This is a genomic window from Vibrio barjaei (genome assembly GCF_001639065.2).
GTDB lineage: Bacteria > Pseudomonadota > Gammaproteobacteria > Enterobacterales > Vibrionaceae > Vibrio > Vibrio barjaei.
This window is the reverse complement of record NZ_LQXO02000041.1, coordinates 1-1191: the sequence shown is the minus strand read 5'-3', so window position 1 is coordinate 1191 and position 1191 is coordinate 1. Positions and strand designations below refer to the sequence as shown.

Here is a 1191-nt window from a genome sequence, read left to right as displayed (position 1 = left end):
CATGGCTGATAGACATGTGAAGTGGTAGGGGGAGACCATCTCATCACCTTAACAGGGCGTTATGCCTTTTGTGCTAGAGGTTGTGATGCCCAGACTAGGGCATCACACAGTTCTAAGGTGGTTGATGTTAATTGTCTCAACACCATTTTCGAAAAATTGAGCGTAAGCTCTGAGATCATCGGTAATCACAAAGCATGCTCTTGATTTTGCTGCTTGAATAACAGCCATATCAGTAACACCTATGTAACTAAACCCTTTTGATGATAGTAAAGTTGTTTTATTTACGTACTCTTCCTCAAATACCTCTAAATGAGGCACAACCTTAGTAAGAAAATCATCAAATTCGTGTTTGGGGATTTTTTCTATAAAATTCCATGTTTCTGCTAAAACGTGGGGGGTAACGATTAGTTTTTCAAACTGCCCTACATAGAACTCTAGAAACTCAAAATCATCAACAGTGTACTTTTCAGTTCTTTTGAATTGAGGTACTAAGTCTTTGTTATAGATGCCAACTAAATACATCACTAAGAGGTTAGTATCCAACATAACCCCGGATGTTCGGTATCTACGAAGTAGGTCATCTAGCATTGACATTAGCTAAGTGTACGAATCTTCATTGATAAAACTTCGCCAGTTTCTAAGTCTACTTTAAATTGCTTATATTCTTTAGCGGCGGGGTTACTGATTGAGAATGTTTTTTGTGCGAAGCCTAGGGTGATAAGCCAATGATCAACGTCTTTTTCGATTTCTTCCACTGTAATAGCCAAGTTGTAAACATCTTGGGTAAATTCTCGAAAGTATTCTGCTGCATTATGTGATGCTTCTTGTGCTGTAATAGCCATGCTAACTCCTAGTGAAAACGATATAACTGTTCAGGATTGTAAGGGTTACGTAGCCAACATACTAGCTAAAATTATAAAGAGATTAATTTTCAGTTTCCCAAAATCAAAGGCATAACAAAGCATTTAAGAGTGATTCTCAACGCTTGGCGTTTTTCATTCCATCTTTGAGTGTGGTGTTTACGGTGGTATGGTTTAGTTTCGTGGTCGCGTTGTTCACATATATGGTCTCCCCCTGTTTTGCAAGTCAGTAGCATAATTAAAAGCGCAGGTTAACTACCATATATACGGCCTGTTTTAGCGGCTATTGCCTTGGCCAAGATGAGGCAGTCGAACACGAAGTCCTAATCAC

2 protein-coding genes are annotated in these 1191 nt (G+C 38.9%); both read right to left on the bottom strand.

The genetic code is table 11. The features are described from left to right. Positions 1-102: 102 nt before the first annotated feature. Positions 103-546, bottom strand: coding sequence for a PIN domain-containing protein (locus tag AWH66_RS18480; protein ID WP_143081538.1), 444 nt, complete (start codon positions 544-546; stop codon positions 103-105). 47 nt (positions 547-593) lie between these two features. Continuing rightward, on the bottom strand, positions 594-842 hold the full coding sequence (locus AWH66_RS18475; RefSeq protein WP_063605338.1) for a hypothetical protein: 249 nt from the start codon (positions 840-842) through the stop codon (positions 594-596). Positions 843-1191: the final 349 nt, after the last annotated feature.